Source organism: Nonomuraea sp. NPDC050404, from assembly GCF_040655495.1.
GTDB lineage: Bacteria > Actinomycetota > Actinomycetes > Streptosporangiales > Streptosporangiaceae > Nonomuraea.
The window spans coordinates 90,162-110,908 of record NZ_JBFAKB010000031.1 but is presented as its reverse complement, the minus strand read 5'-3'; the positions used below and the strand labels follow the sequence as shown (position 1 = coordinate 110,908).

17 protein-coding genes and 1 pseudogene are annotated in these 20,747 nt (G+C 71.4%); 4 read left to right on the top strand and 14 right to left on the bottom strand.

Going from position 1 to position 20,747, the window contains the following annotated elements; genetic code table 11:
* Window positions 1-328: 328 nt before the first annotated feature.
* Window positions 329-1,390, top strand: coding sequence for a LacI family DNA-binding transcriptional regulator (locus tag AB0I81_RS52280; RefSeq protein WP_360675298.1), 1,062 nt, complete (start codon window positions 329-331; stop codon window positions 1,388-1,390).
* Window positions 1,390-2,403 carry an alcohol dehydrogenase catalytic domain-containing protein gene (locus tag AB0I81_RS52275; RefSeq protein ID WP_360675295.1) on the top strand — a complete coding sequence of 338 codons (1,014 nt, stop codon included), beginning with the start codon at window positions 1,390-1,392 and terminating at the stop codon, window positions 2,401-2,403. Before AB0I81_RS52280 ends, AB0I81_RS52275 begins: the two co-directional genes overlap by 1 nt.
* 167 nt (window positions 2,404-2,570) lie before the next feature.
* On the opposite strand, the gene AB0I81_RS52270 is transcribed toward AB0I81_RS52275, so the two are convergent.
* On the bottom strand, window positions 2,571-3,593 hold the full coding sequence (locus tag AB0I81_RS52270) for a LacI family DNA-binding transcriptional regulator (protein WP_360675293.1): 1,023 nt from the start codon (window positions 3,591-3,593) through the stop codon (window positions 2,571-2,573).
* A gap of 31 nt (window positions 3,594-3,624) precedes the next feature.
* On the opposite strand from AB0I81_RS52270, the pseudogene AB0I81_RS52265 reads away from it, so the two are divergent.
* A pseudogene (locus tag AB0I81_RS52265) lies at window positions 3,625-5,520 on the top strand (cytochrome c oxidase assembly protein); the annotation flags it as partial.
* 15 nt (window positions 5,521-5,535) lie between these two features.
* Here AB0I81_RS52265 and AB0I81_RS52260 read toward each other — a convergent pair.
* From AB0I81_RS52260 to AB0I81_RS52205, 12 genes are all read right to left on the bottom strand, one after another.
* On the bottom strand, window positions 5,536-6,171 hold the full coding sequence (locus tag AB0I81_RS52260) for a response regulator transcription factor (RefSeq protein ID WP_360675290.1): 636 nt from the start codon (window positions 6,169-6,171) through the stop codon (window positions 5,536-5,538).
* Entirely contained in the window at window positions 6,168-7,409 is a 1,242-nt protein-coding gene (locus AB0I81_RS52255) for a sensor histidine kinase (RefSeq protein ID WP_360675287.1), read from the bottom strand. Before AB0I81_RS52255 ends, AB0I81_RS52260 begins: the two co-directional genes overlap by 4 nt.
* Window positions 7,410-7,416: 7 nt before the next feature.
* Window positions 7,417-8,121, bottom strand: coding sequence for an ABC transporter permease (locus AB0I81_RS52250; protein ID WP_360675284.1), 705 nt, complete (start codon window positions 8,119-8,121; stop codon window positions 7,417-7,419).
* Window positions 8,122-8,221: 100 nt separating this feature from the next.
* The gene (locus AB0I81_RS52245; RefSeq protein WP_360675282.1) at window positions 8,222-9,142 is read right to left on the bottom strand and encodes an ABC transporter ATP-binding protein; all 921 of its coding nucleotides are present in this window, start codon (window positions 9,140-9,142) and stop codon (window positions 8,222-8,224) included.
* Between the two features lie 104 nt (window positions 9,143-9,246).
* Window positions 9,247-10,587, bottom strand: coding sequence for an MFS transporter (locus AB0I81_RS52240; RefSeq protein WP_360675279.1), 1,341 nt, complete (start codon window positions 10,585-10,587; stop codon window positions 9,247-9,249).
* Between the two features lie 148 nt (window positions 10,588-10,735).
* Window positions 10,736-11,395 (bottom strand): GntR family transcriptional regulator, encoded by a 660-nt coding sequence (locus tag AB0I81_RS52235; protein WP_360675276.1) that lies wholly within the window; start codon window positions 11,393-11,395, stop codon window positions 10,736-10,738.
* 36 nt (window positions 11,396-11,431) lie between these two features.
* On the bottom strand, window positions 11,432-11,863 hold the full coding sequence (locus tag AB0I81_RS52230) for an SRPBCC family protein (RefSeq protein ID WP_360675274.1): 432 nt from the start codon (window positions 11,861-11,863) through the stop codon (window positions 11,432-11,434).
* A gap of 58 nt (window positions 11,864-11,921) precedes the next feature.
* On the bottom strand, window positions 11,922-12,830 hold the full coding sequence (locus AB0I81_RS52225) for an AraC family transcriptional regulator (RefSeq protein ID WP_360675271.1): 909 nt from the start codon (window positions 12,828-12,830) through the stop codon (window positions 11,922-11,924).
* Window positions 12,831-12,966: 136 nt separating this feature from the next.
* Window positions 12,967-15,684, bottom strand: coding sequence for a beta-L-arabinofuranosidase domain-containing protein (locus AB0I81_RS52220; RefSeq protein ID WP_360675268.1), 2,718 nt, complete (start codon window positions 15,682-15,684; stop codon window positions 12,967-12,969).
* Window positions 15,685-16,010: 326 nt separating this feature from the next.
* Window positions 16,011-16,502 carry a hypothetical protein gene (locus tag AB0I81_RS52215; RefSeq protein ID WP_360675265.1) on the bottom strand — a complete coding sequence of 164 codons (492 nt, stop codon included), beginning with the start codon at window positions 16,500-16,502 and terminating at the stop codon, window positions 16,011-16,013.
* An 89-nt stretch (window positions 16,503-16,591) separates the two neighbouring features.
* Window positions 16,592-17,968, bottom strand: coding sequence for an IS607 family element RNA-guided endonuclease TnpB (gene tnpB, locus AB0I81_RS52210; protein ID WP_360675263.1), 1,377 nt, complete (start codon window positions 17,966-17,968; stop codon window positions 16,592-16,594).
* A 325-nt stretch (window positions 17,969-18,293) separates the two neighbouring features.
* On the bottom strand, window positions 18,294-18,725 hold the full coding sequence (locus AB0I81_RS52205) for a nitroreductase family deazaflavin-dependent oxidoreductase (RefSeq protein ID WP_360675260.1): 432 nt from the start codon (window positions 18,723-18,725) through the stop codon (window positions 18,294-18,296).
* Between the two features lie 176 nt (window positions 18,726-18,901).
* Here AB0I81_RS52205 and vanY-N point away from each other — a divergent pair, with 176 nt between their 5' ends.
* A complete protein-coding gene (gene vanY-N / locus AB0I81_RS52200; RefSeq protein ID WP_360675257.1) occupies window positions 18,902-19,474 on the top strand; it encodes a D,D-peptidase/D,D-carboxypeptidase VanY-N in 573 nt (190 codons plus the stop codon).
* A 6-nt stretch (window positions 19,475-19,480) separates the two neighbouring features.
* Here the strand turns inward: vanY-N and AB0I81_RS52195 are convergent, their stop codons facing one another.
* Window positions 19,481-20,707 (bottom strand): MFS transporter, encoded by a 1,227-nt coding sequence (locus AB0I81_RS52195; RefSeq protein WP_360675254.1) that lies wholly within the window; start codon window positions 20,705-20,707, stop codon window positions 19,481-19,483.
* Between the last annotated feature and the right edge of the window lie 40 nt (window positions 20,708-20,747).

Sequence of the window (20,747 nt, the reverse complement as noted above, 5' to 3'; positions counted from 1 at the left end):
AGGGATATCCGGCGACGTAATGAGGACACGGGGCACTCCCACTTCCGTGCGGAAAGCGGCGTTTGCGAAAAACGATTTACACACTCGCGGGTGCCGTCAACGTAAGCTCCGGCCGGAAAGCCGTCAAGAGCGTTTGAGGAACGGTTCCCGCGCTTTTCCCATGGCAACGGGCCAGCGGGGGATTTCTGGAGGTAACGGTACCCACGGTTTCTCCGGCTGCGGGCGGATCCTGGACGGCTTCCCGCTGAACGCCCGTATCGCGGCGGACTGCGACCAGGCCCCCGGTTCCGGCTCATAGAATCGGATCACGCCTCGGAGATGGAGTCTCATGGTCACGCCCGCTCGACGACGACGAGTGACGATCGCCGACGTGGCGAGCCACGCGCAGGTCTCCATCACGGCCGTCTCCAAGGTGATCAACAACGCCTACGGCGTCAGCCCGGCGATGAAGAACAAGGTCAAGACGGCCATCGAGGAGCTCAATTACCGGCCGCAGGCGGTGGCCAGGGGGATGCGCGGGCGTACCTTCACCATCGGCCTGGTGCTGCCGCACATCAGGAACCCGTTCTTCGCCGACATCCTCGACGGCCTCACCGCCTACCTGGAGAGCACCGACTACCAGGCGTTCATGATCGCGGGCGGGGCAGCGCGCAAGGTCGAGCACCGGGCGGTCGACGCCCTGATGGACCGGCAGGTGGACGGCATCATCATGGTCGCCCCGCTGGCATCCAAGGCGCGCCTGGAGGAGGTGGCGAAGGAGAAGCCGCTCGTGGTGCTGGCCCGCCACGAACGCTCCCCGCACTACGACTCGGTGCTGGACGACGACGAGGCGGGCGCGGAACTGGTCGTCAAGCACCTCATCGAGTTGGGGCATCGCCGGATCGCGCACATCACGCACCAGGACGACAGCATCGCCCGGCCGGGCGACCTGCTGCACAACATCCGATCAGGCAGCTACGAACGCGTCATGCGCGAGCACGGGCTCGCCGATGAGATCGCGATCGCGACCAGCTTCTACAGCGAGCAGGGCGGCTATGACGGCGCCCGCCGGTTGCTCGGCCGCGCGCCGCGCCCGACGGCGATCTTCGCGGGAGCCGACTCGGCGGCCCTCGGCGCGCTCGCCGCGCTGCACGAGGCGGGCCTGTCGGTCCCGGGGGACGTATCGGTCGCCGGCTACGACAACACCCACCTGGCCGCGTTGCCCAACATCGCGCTGACCAGCGTCGACCAGGACGGCCGCGAGATGGGCCGGGCCGCGGGCAAGCTGCTGCTCGAACGCGTCGAAGGCCGCATGACACCGGTGCGCTTCTCCGTCACACCGAGCCTGGTCGTCCGAGGCTCGACGGCCGCGCCGGCCGCGCCGGCCGGGCCGGTTCCGGCGGTCCGGTAATGCGCGCGCTGGTCATCACCGGGCCGGGCGAGGCCGCGGTCCAGGACGTCGAGCCGCCCGTGGCCGCGCCGGGACAGGTGATCGTCGACATCGAGCGCGTCGGCGTGTGCGGCACCGACCTGGAGCTGTTCACCGGCGAGATGAACTACCTGCGTACCGGCCGGTCCTGGTACCCGCTGCGCCCTGGCCACGAATGGTGCGGACAGGTCACCGCGCTCGGCGAGGGCGTCGATCGCGGCTGGCTGGGCCGGCGCGTCACCGGCGACACCATGATCGGCTGCGGTCGTTGCGAGCGCTGCCGGGCGGGCCGCCACCACGTCTGCGCCGACCTGGCCGAGATCGGCATCAGCCGCGGGTACGCCGGAGCGCTGGCCGAACGGCTCGCCGTACCGGCGACGGCGTTGCACGCGCTGCCCGACCAGGTGGACACCACGCTCGGCGCGCTCGTCGAGCCCGGCGGCAACGCCCTGCGCGCCTTCCACGGCGCCGGGCTGCGGCCGGGGGAGCGGCTGCTGGTCCTGGGAACGGGCACGATCGGCCTGCTCGTGGCGCTCTTCGCGCGTTCCCGCGGCGTCGAGGTGCACCTGATGGGCCGGGACGCCGAGGGCCTGCGCCTGGCGCGCACCCTGGGCTTCACCGGCATCTGGACCCGGCCCACGCTGCCCGCGACGGTCTGGCACGCGGTGGTCGACGCCTCGAACGCCGCCGAACTGCCCGCCCTGGCGCTGGAGCTCGTCGAGCCCGCCCGGCGGGTGGTCTACATCGGGCTGGCCGGCACGCCGAGCACCCTCGACACTCGTGACCTGCTGCTCAAGGACGTCACCGCCGTGGGCATCCTCGGGGGCTCGGCCGGGCTCGCCGACGCCATCAAAGCCTACGCGGACGCTTCCGTGGACGCCCGCCCGCTGGTGGCGGCCACGGTCGGTCTGGCCCAAACCGCCGAGGTCCTGGCCGGACATCGCCCGGACGGCGCCGGCCCCGGCCCGAAGATCCACATCGACCCGCGGCTGTGAGACAGGCCCGCAATTCTGAGGAAGCTCGCGGTTCTGAGGAAGCTCGCGGTTCTGAGGAAGTCTGAGGAAAACGCGCGGCTGTGAGGAAAGCGCGCGGCTTTGAGGAAGGCCCGCGCTGTGCGAGAAGCAGCAGCTCCCGGCAGACCGCGCCACCCCAGGCCCGGCGCCTACCCCATGCCCGTGGTGCTTTCCGCGACCACCAGCCGCCAGGGCGCCTCAAGCTGGACAGGCGGGCTCTGGTCACCCTCCACGCGGGCCAGCAGACGGCTCACGGCCAGCTCGGCGATCCTCTCCTTGTCGGGCGCGACGGTGGTCAGCGGCGGGGTGACGAAGCGGCCCTCCTCGATGCCGTCGAACCCGACGACGGCGACGTCCTGCGGCACCCGCAGCCCCCGCGACAACACGGCCCGCACCGCGCCGACCGCGAGCAGGTCGTTGTAGCAGAACACCGCGTCCGGCGGCTCGGGCAGGTCGAGCAGCGCCTCCATCGCGTCCCTGCCGTCCTGGCGCTGGTAGCGCCGTACCATCGCGGAATACTCGGGCCGGACGGTCAGGCCCGCCTCGGCCAGCGCCTGCTCATACCCGGCCGAGCGGTGCGCCGCGGTCGCCCTGGCCGGCCGGCCGGGCTGCTGCCGCTTCACGTGCGGCACGCCCATGGCGGCGATCCGGGTCCTGCCCAGCGAGATGAGGTGCTCCGTGGCGGCCCTGGCCGCGGCGGTGTCGTCGATGGCGACGTGATCCACGCCGTCCACCCGCATCTCACCCAGCATCACCGCCGGGCAGTTGCCCGCCCATCGGCGCAACTCGTCCGCGTCGAGGCCGAGCGGGCTGAAGATGAACCCGTCGAACAGCGCCGACCGGTCGCGCCGCATGACGATCTGCCGCTCCCGTTCCGCCACCCCCTCGGTGCGGTCGATGAGCACCGTGTACCCGCGCTCCTCGGCCTGGTCCACCACGTGGGCGGCCAGTTCGGTGAAGTACGGCACGTCCAGCGGCAACACCAGGGCCAGCAGGTTGGAGCGCCCCCGGTTCAGGCTGCGCGCCGCGAGGTTGGGCCGGTAGTCGAGCTCGTCCAGGACCCGCTGCACCTGGGCGCGCGTCTCCGGCGCCACGTAGGCGAAGTTGTTCACGACGTTCGAGACGGTCCGCACCGAGACCCCCGCCAGCCGCGCGACATCGCGTTGTGTCACCACAGTTGATTCACCCTCCAGCCGGGACCCGATGAAGAGTCGTGCGGCGCGGATGGGCCGCGCGGCGGGACCAACTTTGCCACGCGGCGACCCCTACCGCGATATCACGGCTTCAAGGGCGGCCCCGGGCCGGGCTGAACCCCGGCCGGAGGTGGTGCGTACCTCGAATATCGCGGTGGGTTGGCCTCGGACGACGTGGCGGGTGTGTGCAATGAGAATTTCCGCACGGTTGTACGCGGGTGCCGTCATCGGCATGGGCGTCCTGGTGCTGGTGGCGGCGTTGCGCTTCGGCGGTGGCGCCGGGGCGCCGCAGATCGCCGGGCTGCCCACGGCGGGGCCGCTGACCGACTGGGGGCTGCCGGTGATGCGCCTCGTGCACGAGTTGTGCGCGGTGGCGTGCGTGGGAACCCTGCTGGCGGCGGCCGTGCTGGCCCCGGCCGCCTCGCCCGAGTCGGCGCGCTGCCTGCGCGCGGCCGGATGGTGGGCGCTGGGCTGGGCGCTCTCCTCGCTGCTGAGTTATCTGCTGACGTTGTCGAGCTTCATCGCGATGCCGGTGGCGGACGTGCTGTCCGTGCCCGGCCTGCTGAGCTCCGGGACGGAGCTGCCGCAGGCGCGGGCGCTGCTGGTCGTGGTGGCCGTGACGTTCGTGGTGGCGGTGGCGACGCTCGTGCCGCGGCTGCCGAGGTGGATCCCGCTGGCGGTCGCGCTGTTCGGGCTGCTGCCGCCGGCCTACGTCGGCCACGCCGCCTCGGCGGGCGACCATGATCTGGCGGTGTCCGCGCTGATGGCGCACCTGCTGTCGATGGCGCTGTGGGTGGGCGGCCTGGGCGCGGTGCTGGTCTGCTTCCGCCGCTCCGGCGACCTGCCGATCGTGCTGCGCCGGTTCAGCACGATCGCGCTGTGCTGCTTCGCCGCGGTGGCCTTCTCGGGGGCGGTCAGCGGCTGGACGCGCCTCGGCACGCCCGCGGACCTGTGGCAGACCCCGTACGGGCTGCTCCTGCTGGCCAAGGCCGCCACCCTGGGAGTTCTGGGCTGGTTCGGATGGAGCCATCGCCGCCGTACGGTCGAGGGCGTCGCCGATCGCGGGGTGCGCAGGACCTTCGTGCGGCTGGCGGCCGGGGAACTGGGCGTGATGGCGGTGGCGATGGGGCTCGCGGTGGGCCTGTCCCGGACCCCGCCGCCGCCGGGCGCCGAAAGCGGCGAGCACGTCCATCCGCTGCTTGAGTACGTCGTGACGCCCTTCTCACCCGGCGCGCTGATCGGCGAGGTGCGGCTGGACTCGCTGGTGGTGCTGCTGCTCGCGCTGCCCGCCGCCGGCTACCTGTTCGGCGTGCGCCGGGCGGTCACATGGCCGGCGGGCCGGACGATCGCCTGGTACGCCGGGCTGGGCCTGGCCGCGCTGGTGCTGCTGTCCGGGGTGGCCGGGTACTCGCGGGCGATGCTCTCGGTGCAGGCCCTCCAGCACGTCGTCCTCGCCGTAGTCGTGCCGCTGCTGCTCTGCCTGGGCGCGCCTCTGACGCTGGCGCGCCGGCCCACCTCCCGGTACGGCCGGCGCGTCATGACGCCCGGACTCCTGCTGATCGCCTATCCGGCACTGTTCCTGCTGCTGTACGGCACGGACTGGCTGCCCTGGTCGTTGTCCGGGTACGCGCAGCACCTGGCCACCCAGTTGCTCTTCCTCGGCCTGGGCCTGGCGGCGTCATGGGTGCTGGCGGGCGTCGATCCGCTGCCCCGGCCGTTCCCCCGGGTGCCGCTGCTGGCGGTGGTCGCCGGAACGCATCTGGCGGTGGGCGCGTACCTGCTGGCCGGGCCGCCGGTCGCGGCGCGGTGGTTCGCGATGACGACGCCGCCCGGCGCGCCGGACCTCGTCACCGACCAGCACGTGGCCGGCGCGGTGGTCCTGATCGTGCCGCTGCTCGCCCTCGTGCTGGTGACGGCCCTGTCACGGGCGGGGAAACAGCCCCCGCTCGAAGGCCACCGCGACGGCGGCGGCACGGTCGTTGACCCCGAGCTTGGCGTAGATGTGCAGCAGATGGCTCTTCACGGTGGCCTCACTGATGAAAAGGCGTGAGGCGGCCTCGCGGTTGGTGGAGCCGCGGGCGATCAGCGCGAGCACCTCCAGCTCCCGCGCGCTCAGCGGATCGGACGGCGCGCGTACCTGGCCGATCAGCCGGGTGGCCACCGAGGGGGACAGCACCGCCTCGCCGCGCGCCGCGGCCCGCACGGCCCGGATCAGCTCCTCGGGCATGGCGTCCTTCAGCAGGTAGCCGGTCGCGCCCGCCTCGATGGCCGGCAGCACGTCGCTGTCGGTGTCGTACGTGGTCAGCACCAGGACCCTGGCCGTGCTGCCCCGCTCGGCCAGCCGCCTGATCGCGGTGACCCCGTCGGTCCCCGGCATCCGCAGGTCCATCAGGATCACGTCGGGCCGCACCTGTTCGGCCAGGCTGACCGCCCGCGCGCCGTCGCCCGCCACCCCGACCACATCGAAGCCGGGCTCGCCGGTGAACATGCCGCGCAAGCCGTCACGGACGATGGGATGGTCGTCGACGACGATCAGCCGGATCGGGCGCTCGCTCACCGGACCTCCCTGGCCGGGACCGTGGCCGAGACGGCGGTGCCCCCGCCGGGCTCCGACTCGATCTCCAGGCTGCCCGCCAGCCTGGTCACCCGCTGCCGCATGGAGGTCATGCCGAAACCCCCGCCGCCGTCGCCCGGCACGAACCCGGCGCCGTCGTCGCGCACGTCCAGCGTGACCACGTCTTCCATGTACGACACGGTGACCCCCACCCGGGCGGCCCCGGCGTGCTTGCCCACGTTCGCCAGGGCCTCCTGCGCAACCCGCAGCAATGTCACCTCGACCTCCGGGTGCAGCGGCCGGACCGGGCCGGTCGTGGCGAACTCGGTCCGGACGCCGTGAACGTCCTGCCACCGCCTGGTCACCTCCGCCAGCGCCTCCGGCAGCCGGGCGGACTCCAGTTCGGCAGGAGCCACGGCGTGCACGGAACGGCGCGCCTCGGCCAGGCCGTCCCTGGCCAGCCGGGCCGCGTTGTCGAGGTGGCGCCGCCACTCCGCCGGGTCGTCCTCGGCCCGCGCGGCCGCCTGGACCTGGGTGATGATCCCGGCCAGGCCCTGCGCCAGCGTGTCGTGGATCTCCCGCGCCATGCGCTGACGCTCGTCGGTGACGCCCGCCTCGCGGGCCTGCAGGAGGAGCTGGGCCTGCAGCCCCGCGTTCTCCCGCATCGTCTCCTCCAGCTTGGCGTTGGTCTCGGCGAGCCGGTCGACCATCTGCTGCCTCCTGGCGCTCCGGTCGGCGGTGACGTCGCCGAAGAGGCTGAACAGCACGACCAGGACCACGATGACGACGATGAACAGCACGTAGGACGAGATGACGGCCGGATCGGGGCCGGGCAGCCCGCCGAAGTAGCCGGTCACCGCGGCCGCCGCCGTCGCGGCCACACCCGCGATCCGCCATCTGCCCAGCAGGAAGTGCCAGGAGTGGAGGTAACCGGTGAAGGCATAGAAACTGGCGAAATAATGGTCGAGCAGGCCCAGCGCGGTGATGAACGCCACCAGCCCGGCGATGTACAGGCCCGCCGCCCTGCCGTTCGCCATCCAGGCGGGGTGCAGGGTGACCATCCACAACGTCCATCCCGCGGCGAGCGCGGTCAGGCCCAGGATCCCGAGCCGCTGAGCCTGCGGGCCGTCCCCGGTGAGCAGCGCGAGTCCGGCCGAGACGGCCAGCAGCACGTACGGTACGACGGCCAGCCCGGTGGCCAGCCGGCCCTCCGCGACGTCGAGCGGATCGCGTGGCGTCACCGCCGCCTCACTCCCAGCGGAAGAAACGGGCCGCGACAAAACCGATGACCAGCGCATACACCGCCATTATGGCAAGAGGCAGAGGCTGTGTCGCAGCGCCGCTCCAGGCGTCGTGGATCGCCTGCCTGAACAGGCCGAGCGGGGTGAACCCGCCGATCGCGGCCAGCGTCTCCGGCATGGACTCCACCGGCTGCATCAGGCCGCCGAGGAAGGCCAGCGGGAAGTAGAGCAGCACGCCGACGCCGTTGGCGGCGCGCCCGGTGGCCGCGGTGGCCGCGATGAGCAGGCCGATCGCGAAGATCGCCGAGGCGCCGAGCAGGAAGGCGGCCGACATCGCCGCGACGCTGGCGGGCAGGGCCGCCTGGAAGACCACGACCGAGACCATGACGAGCAGCACCGAGGCGAGCAGCGCGAACACCAGCTGCAGAATCAGCTGCACGCTCAGCAGGGCGAGCGGGCTGACCGGCGTGGTGGACATCCGGCGCAGGATGCCCCGCTCCCGGTAGGTGGCCAGGGTGGTGGGCACCATGTAGAGCCCCACCAGGCCGACCGCGAGCGTCATCGACATCGAGGGCAGCGCGGTGTCGCCGGGGCCGGTCCCGCTGCCGAAGATCACCAGGATGAAGAGCGGGACGGCCATGCTGAAGATCGCGCCCGGGTCGCGCAGCAGCAGCTTGCCCTCGACCTGGGCGAGTTTGGCGAATCCGGTCATCAGAACTCCCGCGAACGTTTGGCGAATCCGGTCATCAGGACTCCCGCGAATCTTTGGGGAATCCGGCCATCAGGACTCCGCGAGGCTTTGGCGGTGCCGGTCATCGGGACTCCTGCGGATCGAAAGGACGGCCGGTCAGCGCGACGAAGGCGTCGTCGAGCGTGTGCTGCTCGATCCGCAGTTCGGCCACCGGCACCTGGGCGCGGGCCAGCGCGGAGGTCACCGCCCCGGCGAAGTCGCCGCGGCCCGCGACGATCACCAGGTCGCCGGAGCGGGTCACCGACACCACCCCGGGCACCCCCGCCAGCACGGCGTCGTCGAACGGCGTCAGCGGCCGGAAACGCAGCCGCTGGTCGGCGTCCACGGCCGAGATCAGGCGCGAAGGGCTGTCCAGCGCGACGATCCGGCCCCGGTCGAACACCGCGACCCGGTCACACAGCTCCTCCACCTCATCCATGTAGTGGCTGACCAGGACGACCGTCACCCCCGTGTCCCGGACCCGCTTGATCAGCTCCCAAGTGGCCCGGCGGGCGGCCGGGTCCAGCCCCGTGGTCAGCTCGTCGAGCAAGGCCACCTTCGGGTCGCCGACCAGCGCCAGCGCGATGAACAGCCGCTGCTTCTGCCCGCCGGACAGGGTCCCGAACCTGGCGTGGCGCCGGTCGGCCAGACCCCACTCCCGCAGCAGTTCCCGCCAGTCCCTGGGGGCGTCGTAGAAGGAGGCGTACAGGTCGAGTGCCTCCCCGACCTTGATGTTCTCCGGCAGGAGCGACTGCTGGAGCTGCACGCCGACCTGGTGGCTCAGCTCCCGCCGGTCCCTGACCGGGTCGAGGCCGAGAACCCTGACCGACCCGGAATCGGGCCGCCGCAACCCCTCGACGCACTCCACGGTGGTCGTCTTGCCTGCTCCGTTGGGCCCGAGGATGCCGAAGATCTCGCCCTGCTCCACAGAGAAGGACACCTCGTTCACCACGCCGAGCCCGCCGTACCTCTTGCTGAGGCCGCTCACCTCGATGACTGCCATGCCTCAAGCCTCGGCCGCACACCCCCTGGCCCGAATCGCCCGCCCGGCCATGATCCGCCACCGCTGGGGCTGAGCCCGGAACCCACCGATCGGTTGATGCGCCTTCAGGCGCTCGCCCGATCGGGCCTCGTGCCGTAGGCGGTCAGGGCGAGGCAACCCAGGGCCGCCAGCGCCACCGCCGACAACATCACCGGGTACGACAGCAGCCGCGACAGCGCGGACAACACGGTGGGCAGCAGGAAGCCCGAGTAGGCGAGCATGTAGTAGATGCCGGTCAGGCCGGCCAGGTCGTTCTCGCCTGCCATCGACTGGATTTCCATCAGTCCCGACACGACCGCGATGCCATAGGCCGCACCCAGGGTGATCGCGGCCGCCACGGCCAGCAGCGGTGACCGCAGCACGGCGTTGCCGGCGCACAACGCGGCGCCGAGCAACATCGCGGCCATCGCCACCACGCAGGCGCGCCCCTGGCCGGCGCCCGCCGCCCGGTGCAGCCGCCTGACCACCGGCTGCACGGCCGCGCCGGTGCCCAGCGTGAGGACCGTCAGGCCGGTCGCGTACGCCAGCTCCCAGTGGCCCACCCGTGCGGCGACCAGGTGCGGCATCACCGCGTACGCCAGTCCCGCCGCGCCGAACACCCACGGCGCCATCGGCAGCACCACCAGCCGGAACCGGCGGCGCGCGGGAGCGGGCACGCGCAGGTCGTCCACCAGGGAGCGCAGCAGTCCCCGGCCCGGGGCGGGTTCGGGCGCACGCGTCTCCGGGACCCGCAGCAGCAGCACGGGGACGGCGACGGTGATGAGGATGTGCACGGCATACGGGGTCACCATCGGCCACGGCCCCCACTGGGCCAGCGCGCCCGCGACACCCGCGCCCAACGCGAACCCCGCCGTCTGGCAGAGCGCGGCCCGACGCGCGGCAAGCCCATCGCCCACGCCTCCGCCCCCCGCGCCTCCACTGCCTGCGCCTTCAGGACCCGCGCCTCGGTTGCCCGCGCTTTCAGCACCTGCGCCTCGGGTGCTTGCGCCTTCAGCCCCCGCGCCTCCGTCGCTCGGGTTGCCGGACAGCTCCTTGACCCAGCTGCTGCCCACCGCCATGGCGATGCCGACCGCGACGCCCGTGAGCAGCCTGCCGAGGTAGATCGTCCAGGCGCCGCCTGTGCCGAAGCACAGCACCAGGCTGGCCAGCGCGGACACCACCGTCCCGAACACCAGGACAGGGCGGCGGCCACGGCGGTCCGACACCGGCCCGGCGAGTAGCAGACCGGGCACCAGCCCGACGACGTAGGTGCCGAGGAAGGCGTCCACGCTGAGCGCCGAGTAGCCGCCGAGCCGGCGGTACATCAGCAGCAGAGGCGTGAACTGGTTGCCGCCCCAGCCGCAGACGAACATCGCCGCGGCGACCCATCGCCACGCCCCTGGACGGGCCACGATCGCGTCGGGCATGGTGATCACACGTTCCTTGCTTGTGGAGATGACGCCGCCCGTCTGATCAGGCGCCACCCTGCGGGACCCGGCCCCCTGCGGAGGCCGGCGCCCGCTGGTCCGATCAGGCGTCGCCGGCGGCACCGGGGATCTGGCGCCGCTGGTCCGATCAGGTGTCGCCAGGTGGCACCGCTGAGCCGTGGGTTGCGGTGAGATGTGCGCGCAGGGCCTGACCGAACGCCGCGGGCGCGCCGGCCACGAGGTGAGCGAGCAGGCTCTCGTGCTCGCCGGCCAGCACCCCCAGCCGCTGCGGCCGGGGCGACAGTGCGGAGATGCTCATCCGGCGCTGCCGGTCGCCGAGGGTGGCGTAGAAGCGGGCGGCGAGCCGGTTCCCCGACGCCTCCACGATGCCCCGGTGGAACCTCTCGTCCGCCGCGGCGAACCCGTCCACATCCCCGGCACGGGCGAGTTCACGCTGCCGCCCGATCAGCCCGCGCAGGTGCTCCTCGGACTCGGCCGTCAGGCCGTGCCGGGCGATCCGTTCCGCGGCGGCCTGCTCCAGCGCCTGCCGCAGCTCCAGCACGTCCGCGGCCTCTCCGGCGGGCACGGGCACGACCACGGCGCCGCGCTTGGGATGCAGCGCCAGCAACTCCTCCGACTCCAGGCGCAGGAACGCCTCACGGACCGGGGTCCGGCTGACCTGGACCCGCTCGGCGATCTCGCCCTCGCTGATCAGCGTGCCGGCGCTCAGCTCGCCACTGAGAATGAGCTCTTTGGTGACGGCATACACCGCCTGCGCGGCGGACGCGCGCCCCGTGGTCTCGGCCATGGCCCGACTGTAGCAAACATAGATGCATGCTTGTATCTATGGCTGGCTCGCGTACGCGGCGACCCCGTCGGCCATGCCCTGCATGAAGCGGGTCAGGTACCGCCGCCAGAAGGCCCCCGAGAGCGGCATCTTGGGGACGAAGGTGCCGGACCAGGTGATGTCGGTGCCGCCGCCGGGCGCGGGAGCCAGCTCGACCGTCCCCCGGTAGGACCGGAACACCCCGCCCACGTTGTCGTAGACGAACCGCCGGTCGGGGACCAGTTCGAGCACCCGCTCCCGGGCGACGTGCTTGCCGGTGCGGAAGATCCTCAGGTCGCCGACCCGCTGCTGGTCGGCGGCGTCGCCGCCCTCGACCTCGGCGGAGCCGATCGGCGACCAGGAGGGCCAGGTGGCCGCGCGGGTGAGCGCCGCGTAGACGGCACCGGGGGCGGCCTGAGAGCGTGCGGTCACGCGATAGGAATGGGACATGCGCCCAACGTAGGCAGCGCCGCCGGCCAGGGACATGCGCGCGATTGCGGAAGGTCGATCAGTTCTTGCGGTACGCCGAGGGCCGCACCTGGTTCTGTCGGTACGCCGACGGGCGTACCCCGGTCTGGCGCAGGAACGCCGACGACAACGCGCCGGGACTGGCGAACCCGCACCGCCGGGCGATCTGCTCGATGCTCAGGGGAGTGGCGGACAGCAGCCGCCGCGCCTCCTCGATCCGCAACCGGGTCAGGTACCGGTGCGGCGTCTGCCCGGTGGCCTCCCGGAAGACGCGGACGAAGTGGTACACGCTCAGGTGGACCTCGGCCGCGATGACGGCCAGCGTCAGCGGCTCCGCCAGGCGTTCCCGCATGATGGCGACACCCGCCCGTACCGCGGCGTGCTCGGGACCGGGCAGGCGCTCGTCCCCGCCACGGGACAGCAGGTGCGTCGCGAGGAACGCCGCCGCGGACTCCGCGTACAGGTCGCCGACGTCGCCGGCGCCCGGCAGCGAACGGAGCAGCTGCTCGACCACCGGATCCCCCGCCCCCAGACCGGCGGACAACGCCTCGAAGTCGGTCGGGCGGCCGCCCAGCGCGCCGGTGACCCGCCGGACGGCCGGCGCGGGAATGTGCACCTGCACGGTGCTCCACCCGGTCGCCGAGCGGTAGCTGAAGGAGGTGGCGCGGCCGGGGACCATGAGCTCCAGATGCCCGGGCACCCACCGGCGGCGGACGGGCTTCGCGCCGGTGTCCATGCGCACGTCCGCGCTTCCGGCGACACAGAGCACGAGATGGAGGTCGGACACCGCGGGCAGCGGCAGGTACTCGGCCTCGCGGGAGTGGTCGAAGCCCTGGACGAGCAGTGACCGCCAACCGGCGTCGTCCCAGCTGTTGTAGGTGTGCCGCGCGTACGCCGAGGTGTCGAAGTCGGCGTAGGACGCCAGATCGAAGTCGGGCGAATGGAACACACGACGAGTTTAGTCGGCCGCCCGGCCACCATGCGGGCTCCCGGCCGCCGTCCGCGCCCATGGGCCCCGGGCACGGCTGGTGCTCCCAGCCGCCGTACCCGAGGCCCCGGGGGACCTTAGGAGCAGGAGGCCCGCCTCACAGGAACCTCCAGAGGTTGTTGTTCGCGCCGTTGTCGTCGGCGAGCACCACCTGCGCGCCCTGCGACGTGCCGCCGAGGCCGAGCACCCGGCCGCCGTTGGCGCACTGGATGCGGAAGGTCGCGCCCGTCCCGTAACGCAGCCGCCAGCGGTGGTCACTGGTGCCGTTGTCGGCCCACTGCACGACGCGCGACCCGGCGGCGGTGCCCATGTTCTCCACGCCCAGCACCTTCTGGCTGGCCGAGTTGCGCAGCCGCAGGTAGCCGCCGGTGTCCACGATCGCCGTCCACAGATGGTCGGCGGTGCCGTTGTCGCCCCACTGGACGACGAGCGCGCCGTCGGCCGTGGACATGTCGGTGACGCCGAGCACCATGCCGGTGCCCGCGTTCTGGATGCGGCGCGCGCCGCTCGGCACGAACCGCCAGAGGTTGTCCGCGCTGCCGTTGTCGGGGTCCTGCACCGCCTGGGCGCCGTTCGCGGCCGAGCCGTTCAGGATGCCGAGCAGCTTGGAGCTGTGCACGTTGCGGATCTTCACGGAGCCGTCGCCGGCGTCGGTGATCGTCCAGCGGTGGTCGGCGGTGCCGGTGTCGCCCCACTGGAGCACGCGGGCGTTGTCGGCGGTGGACATGTTCTCCACGCCGAGCACCTTGCCGCTGTGCGCGTTGCGGAACCGCACGGCGGTGCCGTCAACGACCGGGACCCAGTCGTGGTCGGCGGTGCCGTTGTCGGTCCACTGCAGCGCGGGGGCGCCGTCGGCGGTGGACATGTCCTGAATGCCGAGCACCAGCCCGGAGGCCGCGTTGAGCAGCCGGAAGCCGGTGGACCCCTGGCCGCCGGTGTTCCAGTAGACGACGTAGTTGTGGTTGGAGGCGTCGTAGAACGGGCCCAGATTGACGTTCGCGCCGCCCGCGGTCGCGGTGAAGGCCAGGGACGACGTGCTCGTACGGGCGATCGACGCGGTGGTGAGGGCCGGGGCCGCCGACAGGCTGGTGCTGCCGTAGTTGCCCGACAACACGACCGGGCCGTAGGTGACGGCCTGCAGGTTCGCGTTGTCGTTGGCGGCTTTCATGACCACCCGCATGGGCAGCCGGACGGTCACGGTGTCGCCCGACGTCCACGAGCGGGTGAGTGCGGCGTAGGAGCCCGGGGTGGTGGCGACGGACTGCGCGACCCCGTTGACGCTGATCGTCGCGCCCTGGGTCCAGGCCGGGATGCGGACGCGCATCGTCCACGATCCGCTCACGTTCCCGGTGACCTGCAGCGACGTGGTGTCGCCGACCGGGTACGAGGTCGTCTGGGTGACCGTGATGCCGCGCTGGCTCCAGTTGAGCGTGGAGGGCGCGAACAGGTTCACGAACAGTGTGGTGCCGTTGTGGAAGTAGATCGAGTCCATCAGCTTGGTGTTGGTCTCGATGCCGGTCCCCTGGCAACACCAGAACGAGTCGTAGTCCGTGCTCCAGGTGCCGCCGCCCCAGGCCGGGCCGACGCCCCGGCGCCCGCCGGGGTTGAGCGGGGTGAAGTAGGTGACGTGGCCGCGCGCGCTGGCCGGGTCCTGCTGCCCGATCAGATGGTTGAGCAGCGCGTTCTCGTAGTAGTCGAAGTAGTCGGCCCGCGTCGGTGACAGCAGCCACAACTCCCGGGTCAGCTTGAGCATGTTGTAGGTGTTGCACGCCTCGCCGGTGTCCCTGCTCAGGTGGGCGGCGATCGCGTTGGGCGCGCGGAAGTGCTCGGCCTGGCTGTTGGAGCCGTTGACGTACGTGTGCGCGCCGATGGTGATGGACCAGGCGTTGGCGGCGATGTCGCGGTACCGGGTCGTGCCCGTCGCCTTGTACTCGCGGGCCGCGCCGATCCACTTGGGCACCTGCGTGTTGGCGTGCAGCCCGTTCAGCTGGTCCTGATTGGCGGCCAGCGGGTTGAACACGGCCGCGTGGTCGAACCGCTGGGCCGCCGTCATCCAGCGGGAGTCGCCGGTCATCTGGTAGAGGTCCGTCAGCACCGCGTTCATGCCGCCGTACTCGGTGCCCAGCATGGCCTGCATCTGGCTGGAGCTCAGCCGCGAGGTACGGGTGTCCACCCACCCGGCCAGGGCCAGCAGCACGGTACGGGCCTGCGTGTTGCCGATCAGCCGCCACACGTCCAGCAGTCCGGCCAGGGTCTTGTGGATGCAGTAGTAGGGCACGTTGCCGTTGGTCAGGGTGCGGTTCTCCACGGCGGTGATGTCCGACTCGGGGAAGCCGGACAGGTAACCACCGGTGAACCCGGCGGCGCCGTTGTTGGCCTGGCACTTGGCCAGCTCCGCGACCATGTGGGCGGCCTTGTCCCGGCAGGTGGTGTCGCCGAGCACGGCGTAGGCCTGCGCCCAGGCCGTCAGGAAATGGCCCTGCATGTGGGAACGGAACGGGAAACTGGGCGCGTCCCAGCCGCCGTTGGCCGCCGCGCCGCCGGTGGACAGGCGGTGGTTGGCGCGGAAGACGTACAGCAGCCGGTCGACATCGACGAAACGCAGGTAGTTCAGGGCGCGGTTCTGGTTGTCCAGCCAGCGGCCGGAGGTCAGCCGGACCTGGCCGAGGTCGAACTCGTAGGCGGACACGCCGATGTCGGGCCTGGCCCAGGGGAGTGCGGCCAGCGCGGGGGAGACGCCGATGACCTGGCCGGCGGCCGAGAGCGCGACCGTCGCGCCCGCTGCCCGCAGGAGCCTGCGACGGCTCAACGACATGAGGGCTCCTTCGACGCATGGACTGTTAGCGTTAACATTCGATCCCGGAGGGCTGTTCGCCTGATTCGGTGAGTGCGGTTGACGCGGAGTACATCCGACGGCCGGACCCGGCGTCAACGGAGGGGTTCAGGGCGTTGCCGCGAGAACGTCTCCCCGCCTGGACATTCGCCTCCGGGGAGAACACGCCGCAGGTGAAACTTTCACACCCGGGCCCCCACGACGGTCATGCTCCGGGGAGACCGCAGGACGGCCACCGCCGCTCTCGCCGGCCCGGCCATGACGTCGGGCCCGCCGGCACGCAGGTAGCGGCCGGCGGGCCGGCAGGGTCAGCTCACGCAATCCTGGGTGTTGAGGGCGAGCGACAGCTCTTCGAGCTTGCCCTTCTTGTTGACGCCGAACGTGTAGTGCGCCTTGGGGTTGCCGGGCACGGACACGTACGGGTTGAAGTCACGCGGGGTCTTCACCTTCGGGTAGGCCGCCTTGATCTGCTTCAGCGTCGAGCCGATCCCGATGCCCTGGGGCGTCTTCATGCCCTTCGCGGCGAAGATGACCGCCACGCCCCGCTTCTTGGAGACGTAGAGGCCCACACTGTCCTTACCGGTGGGGTGGGCCTTCAGGTCCCAGCCGGAGCAGGCGCCGCCGCTGCCCGCCAGCTTGAGCTTGAGCTTTCCTGTCGCCTTCGCCTGCTGCGCGCTCAGGCCCAGCCTGACCTGGCCGTACCCGTGGGGGCCCAGCGTGGGCGCGGCGGTCTGGGCGAGCGCGGGCGTACCAGTGAGAAGCAGTGCCCCGCCGGTCAGCGCTGCGAAAATCATCTTCATGGCGTACATCCTCGTCAGTGGGTGCCCGTACAGATCGTTACCTGTGATTGGAGTATCACGACCCGGCGGAAGTTCATGCCGGGAGCCGTTCACTGGATATCAGTCAATCTCAGTGATTCGCCCATTGCTGGGTGAAGGTCCCCGTCTTGCCCGGTTGCCCAGTGCGGGGTTGACGTTTCACAGCCACCGGCCCCGCGTGGCGGGGTCTTCTGGTCGGCTCCGTGTCCGTTTACCGTCTCCGGGCCACTCCCGGCGACGTGCCGTACGAGGGATGCGAGGTTGCGTGCGGCGTTGCGGTCCCGGTCGATCGCGAGTCCGCAGGCCGGGCAGGTGAAGGTGCGCGCGGACAGGGGCAGCTTGGTTTTCACTGTCCCGCAGGCCGAGCACGTTTTGGAGGAGGGGTACCAGCGGTCGGCCACGATCAGCCGACCGCCGTTCCAGACGGTCTTGTAACCGAGTTGGCGGCGGATCTCGCCGAAACCGGCATCGGAGATGGCCTTGGCCAGGCGGCGGTTGCGGAGCATGCCGGCCACGTGGAGGTCTTCGATGACGATGGCGCCGTATTCGCGCGCCAGGCCAGTGGTGAGCTGGTGCAGGGCGTCGCGGCGCAGCGCCGCCACCCGGTGCTGCGCCCGGTTGCGGACGGCGTTGGCCCGCAGCCAGCGGCCGGAGGGCTGCTGTCCGGTGCGCCGGTCCGGGCCGATCTTCCGTGACACCGCGCGGGCCGCCCGGCGCAGCCTCTTGGACGCGCCGGCCAGATACTTGGGGTTGGCGACCGGTGGCCGGTCGTCGGAGAACACCGCGAGCGTCCGCACGCCCAGATCCACGCCGACGACCGCGTCCGCGCGGCGCGGCACCCGGACGGGGCGTTCAACGTGCACGCTGAACGCCACCTGCCAGCGGCCCGCCTCCCAGCGCACGGTCGCCGACGCGATGCGCGCAGTGCCGGCCTCGATCCGGCGGGCGAGCTTGCGGGTGGACTCGTGCGTCTTGATCCGGCCCAGCCTCGGCAGCACCACATGGGTGCGCCCGTCCAGGCGGATCGTCCCGGTGGTGAACCGCACCGACGGGGATGTCTTGCGCCTGGATCGGAACGACGGGAACCCCATCACCCGGCCTTTACGCCCGCCCGTCCGGGAGTCGGCCCAGTTCTTCAGGGCGGCGGCCAGGCGTTCCAGACCACAGGCATAGGCCTCCTTGGAACACTCCGGCCACCACGGCGCGACGTCATCCTTGGCCTGGTTCCACGCCTTGCGCAGCGCGTACATCGAGCACGACAACGACGGCGTCAGCTCATCGCCAGAGATGCCGTAGGAGCGTTCGGCGGCGCGCTGACCAAGGTTGGCCTTGATCAGCGCCAGGCCCCAATTGAACGCGAACCGCGCCGCTCCGCAGTGCGCGGCCAGGGCGCGGGCCTGGGCGGGGGTGGGATCGAGGGCGTAGCGGTAGGCCTGGATGGCCTGCATCACCCACCCCCCCTTTTTTTACGCTGAGTGGTGGTGATGTTACCAAATGTTTGCACTGTTGGCAGGGTGCCAGGACGGGTTCGCAGGCGCTGACACCGCCGCCCGCCTGTTCGGTATGCAACGTCCGATTCCCGTACCGCCATGTCCGCCGCCTGAACGGCTTCCTCATCCCCACTCAGATGGGATGGGATGGGCTTCCCCACGCAGCCGGAAGGAGATCGCCGCCTGGCGCGAGACCCATCCCACCAAACCGAGGAAAGCTGACCGGCACTGACGAACGCTGAGTAAAACCCGTGCAGTTCGAAGCCCCTGAGGATGCGCTTTTTCAGCGTGGGTCGAGCACGAACAGCGGGATCTGCCGGTCGGTCTTCTCCTGGTACTCCGCGTAGGACGGGTACGCGGCGACGGCCCGCTCCCACCACTCGGCCCGCTCCGTGCCCTCGACCTCGCGTGCCACGTACTCCTTGGTCACGGTCCCGTCCTGCAAGGGGAACTCGGGGTGGGCCTTGATGTTGTAGTACCAGGTGGGGTGCTCGGGGGCGCCGCCCTTGGAGGCGACGACGGCGTAGCTGCCGTTGTGCTCCACCCGCATCACGGGGGTGTAGCGCAGCTTGCCGGTCTTCGCGCCGCGCAGCGTCAGCAGGACGATCGGCGACCCGAGGACCTTGATGCCTTCGGTGGTCCCGGTCTCAAGGATGCGCTTCGTCTGGTCCTGTACCCAGTTGGTGGGGCTGAATTCCACGGTCTCGTTGGCCATGCCGACGACAACACCACCCGCACGGCCCCGATTCCCGCCGTGTCCCCCGCTTCGTTCTCGCCGTGTCATGGTCGTGTCAAGGTCGTGTCACTGTCGCGCCGACGACGGCAGCCCGTCGACAAACGGTGACATGCGGCGGACGGCGCGCGTACATCCTGCGCCAATCGTGGTTCGACATGGACGAACCACGCACGATCCCACCCCGGCCCCGGGACCGGCTGTACGCCGTGCTCACGCTGGTGCTCGCCGTGCTCCTGCTCCCCGCGGCATTCGTTCGCCATCCCGGCCGCGCCCGCGAACTGGCCTGCCGCTGGGCGCTGGGGATGCGATTCCCCGCCGAGGACCTCACCGGGCTCACCGAAGGCACCAGGGCGGCGTTCACCGCGGCGCGCACCGACGCGCTCTGGCGTCACGGCCAGCTCCTGGGCCTCACCTCGGGGTACCGCGACCCCTTCGTCCAGCAGCAGATGTTCGACGAGGAGGTACGCCGCTCCGGCTCCCCGGCCCTGGCCCGCATGCTCGTGCTGCCCCCGGCCGAATCCAGCCACGTCAAGGGCATCGCGCTGGACGTGCGCCCGCACGAAGGCGCGCGCTGGCTCGAACGGCACGGCGCCCGCTACGACCTCTACCGCCTCTACGACAACGAATGGTGGCACTTCGAGCACCGCCCGGACCGCGCCGGCACACCTCCGCCCCGGCTGCCCCACCCCGGTGTGGGGTACGCGAGCGATCACCGCTATCGCGGGTAGCCCCACTCAGTCGTCGTGCGCGATGAGCATGAGCTGCCGCCACAGCAGCACCACGAACACCGCGGAGCCGGCGAAGGCGAACCAGAAGGGCGCGGCGACACCGAAGCGGGCGGCCAGGATGCCGCCGACCAGCGAGCCGACCACCAGGCCGCCGTAGGAGCACAGGGCGTTGACGCTGCCCACCCGGCCCTGGAGTTCCCGCGGGACCGCGCGCTGGCGGACGGTGACCGAGGTCGTGCCCCAGATGAAGGCGTGCGCGCCGAAGGCCAGGAAGATGACCCCGGCCACCCACGGCGAATGGGTCAGGGCCAGGCCCAGGTGGGTGACCGTCTCGATGATCAGCCCGATCCGCATCAGGGCGCCGAGACTCACCTTGCGGGTGATGGCCCCGTACAGGGCGGTGCCGATCAGGCCGCCGATCCCGCCGATGGTGGTCATCAGGCCGAAGCCGATCGCGCCGAGGCCGAGCTGGTCCTGGGTGTAGAGGACGAGGACCGACCAGGCCGCGCCGAACGTGAAGTTGAAGATCAGGATGGTGAGCGACAGGGTGCGGACCGCCGCGTGCCGGATGGTCCAGCGCAACCCGGCGACGAGCTCCCGTGCGGCGTTCGGCCTGGGCGCGCCGGCCTGCGGGTCGGGCGGCGGCAGCGTGATCCGGGAGACCAGCACGATCCCCGCCAGCACCAGGAGCAGCTGGCCCGCGAACGGCCACGCCAGGCCCAGGCCGAACAGCGCCGCGCCGACCGGCGGCCCGGCGAGCTGGTTGAGCGTGATGAAACCCGTGCCGAGGCGGGCGTTGGCGATGACGAGATCGTCCTTGTCGACCAGCATGGGCGTCAGCGTGGACGTCGCGTTGTCGGCGAACACCTCGGCGATGGACCGCAGGGTGAGCGCGACGAGGGCCGTGGCCACGGTCACGGTGCCGGTCAGGGTGAGTGCGACGAGGGCCGCGAGCACCAGGGCGCGTAACGCGTTCGCGATAAGTACGATCCTGCGCCGGTCGTACCGGTCCGACAGGACGCCCGCGTACAGGCTGAACAGCAGCGGCGGCGCCCAGCTCACCAGGGCGGACAACGAGATCATCAACGGGTCGCGGGTGAGCGACGCGATCAGCAGCGGGCCCGCGGCGGCCGCGATCCCGTCACCGAGGTTCGTCAGCCAGCTTGAGGCCAGCAACCATCGGAAACCCGTCCCCAGCCGGGCCGGCAGGACCCGCTCCACCACAGTGATCACAAGCGCAGAACCATATGATTCGCGGCAATCCATGGCAACA

Bases quoted from the DNA above. Each gene is read 5' to 3' on its own strand.
- AB0I81_RS52245 (WP_360675282.1), bottom strand. From the start codon at position 9,142: ATGGCAGTCATCGAGGTGAGCGGCCTCAGCAAGAGGTACGGCGGGCTC.
- AB0I81_RS52230 (WP_360675274.1), bottom strand. From the start codon at position 11,863: ATGTCCCATTCCTATCGCGTGACCGCACGCTCTCAGGCCGCCCCCGGT.
- AB0I81_RS52215 (WP_360675265.1), bottom strand. From the start codon at position 16,502: ATGAAGATGATTTTCGCAGCGCTGACCGGCGGGGCACTGCTTCTCACT.
- AB0I81_RS52235 (WP_360675276.1), bottom strand. From the start codon at position 11,395: ATGGCCGAGACCACGGGGCGCGCGTCCGCCGCGCAGGCGGTGTATGCC.
- AB0I81_RS52240 (WP_360675279.1), bottom strand. From the start codon at position 10,587: ATGCCCGACGCGATCGTGGCCCGTCCAGGGGCGTGGCGATGGGTCGCC.
- AB0I81_RS52205 (WP_360675260.1), bottom strand. From the start codon at position 18,725: ATGGCCAACGAGACCGTGGAATTCAGCCCCACCAACTGGGTACAGGAC.
- vanY-N (WP_360675257.1), top strand. From the start codon at position 18,902: ATGGACGAACCACGCACGATCCCACCCCGGCCCCGGGACCGGCTGTAC.
- tnpB (WP_360675263.1), bottom strand. From the start codon at position 17,968: ATGCAGGCCATCCAGGCCTACCGCTACGCCCTCGATCCCACCCCCGCC.
- AB0I81_RS52250 (WP_360675284.1), bottom strand. From the start codon at position 8,121: ATGACCGGATTCGCCAAACTCGCCCAGGTCGAGGGCAAGCTGCTGCTG.
- AB0I81_RS52220 (WP_360675268.1), bottom strand. From the start codon at position 15,684: ATGTCGTTGAGCCGTCGCAGGCTCCTGCGGGCAGCGGGCGCGACGGTC.
- AB0I81_RS52275 (WP_360675295.1), top strand. From the start codon at position 1,390: ATGCGCGCGCTGGTCATCACCGGGCCGGGCGAGGCCGCGGTCCAGGAC.
- AB0I81_RS52280 (WP_360675298.1), top strand. From the start codon at position 329: ATGGTCACGCCCGCTCGACGACGACGAGTGACGATCGCCGACGTGGCG.